Source organism: Aneurinibacillus sp. UBA3580 (assembly GCF_002375825.1).
Lineage (GTDB): Bacteria > Bacillota > Bacilli > Aneurinibacillales > Aneurinibacillaceae > Aneurinibacillus > Aneurinibacillus danicus.
In genome coordinates, this window is record NZ_DFMZ01000099.1 from 12,623 (window position 1) to 14,339 (window position 1,717).

1 protein-coding gene is annotated in these 1,717 nt (G+C 45.8%); it reads left to right on the forward strand.

Annotated elements, in window-relative coordinates:
• Window positions 1-210 precede the first annotated feature (210 nt).
• Entirely contained in the window at window positions 211-1,650 is a 1,440-nt protein-coding gene (locus B2899_RS14395) for a transcriptional regulator (protein ID WP_414631782.1), read from the forward strand.
• Window positions 1,651-1,717: the final 67 nt, after the last annotated feature.

The window sequence follows — 1,717 nt, forward strand, 5'->3', positions numbered from 1 at the left end:
ATCGTCTGGCTCGCCAGCCACAAGCCATGCCATGAAGATGCGGGACAGTTGCATTTTTATGGTATGAAAGAAAAGAGAGAAGGAAACGAGGATGAGAGCTCAATGCGGAAAAAAGCGAACGTCTTTTCTTCCTCTGTTCTTCTTTCCTTTTTCTTTTCTCCTTATTTTCACAGAATAAAGGCATAGACTATGCGAAAAGGAAGATTGGCAGTGTACAGAAAAGAGGACTTTCATATTTCTGAAGATGCGCCGTTCGGTGTCCAGGACGGCCTTATTCTGGAGCATTACGGGGTCAATGAGCTGCACTTTGATTCTGTGAAAAGCTACCGGAACCGCTTCATGTCGGTAAAGCCCAATCATCCCTGGAATGGGCTTGAAACAAAAGAATTTCTGTATAAAATCGGCGCCTGGGGCAAACTGCGCGACACCGGCAAGGAAGGGCTAACGCTTGCGGGGTTGCTGATGTTCAGCGAAGAAAGAGTGATTACTGAGGTTCTGCCCCATTACTTTCTCGAATACAGGGATGATTCCCACGCGTCCTACGATGAGCGGTGGTCAGATCGGCTGACCTCGCAGGATGGCACGTGGTCGGGCAATTTGCATGATTTCTATTTTATGATTATGCCCCGTCTGACGGCGGGTCTGCAGATTCCGTTTCGGTTAAGGGGAACGGTGCGGCAGGATGAGACCGCCATTCATACCGCGCTGCGTGAGGCGCTTGTTAATGCGATTGTACATGCTGATTACCGGGGAGAGAGAGGCATTGTCGTAGAACGGGAAAAGACAGGCTTTACGTTTTCCAATCCAGGGTTGCCGCGCGTACCCATACCCCAGGCATTTACGGGCGGTGTCAGCGATTTGCGCAATCCGAACCTATGCAGAATGTTTCTTTTAATCGGTCTCGGCGAACGGGCTGGCTCAGGTCTTTTCAATATTCGACAAACCTGGCAGGACAGAGAGTGGGAAATTCCACAATTTTTGCAGCAGGAAGCACCTGCTCGAACCACTTTTATTTTACGAATGATTCCGGTCGAAGAGCAGGAAAAAGAGAGTGAATTCCGAACAATAGACGACTCCTACAATAAAAAACAGGAGTCCGTAAATAACGCAATTTACTCCGGTAATAAGGATTGGGAGTCCTTGAATAAGGAGTTTTTCTCCGTAAATAATCCGGAAAACTCCTATAATAAAAATGAAAATGATAGCGAAAACTCCTATAATAATGAAATAAACTCCTGGAATAACGTTCAAAACTCCTATAATAAAGAGATGAGGTCCATAAATAAGGAAGAAGATACAGTAGATGTTGCTTCCGTTAAAGAATATGATGAAGAAGAGGAGAATGTGCCAGTAGACGAGTTAGAAAGTGAAGAACCGGAGAACCCTGAAACGATCGATGAAGAGCTCTGGGGAATTGCTGAACTTGCGCGGAAACGAAAACGACTCAGCCCAAAGGTAATGGAAGACATGATTGTTCAGTTATGCGCACGAAAACCTCTTCGGTTAAAAGAACTGGCAGATATGCTGGAGCGAACCCCTGATGGTTTACGGAACAATTATTTAGCCAAGCTGCTGCGTGAAAATCGGCTCCGGCTTAAATACCCTGATCAGGTGAATCATCCGAGACAGGCATATATAACAGTAAAATAAAAAACGAGGCCCTGAACGTCTGAGTACGGTCAATAAGCCTCGTTTTTTTTTCTGTGAAAATCGTGAG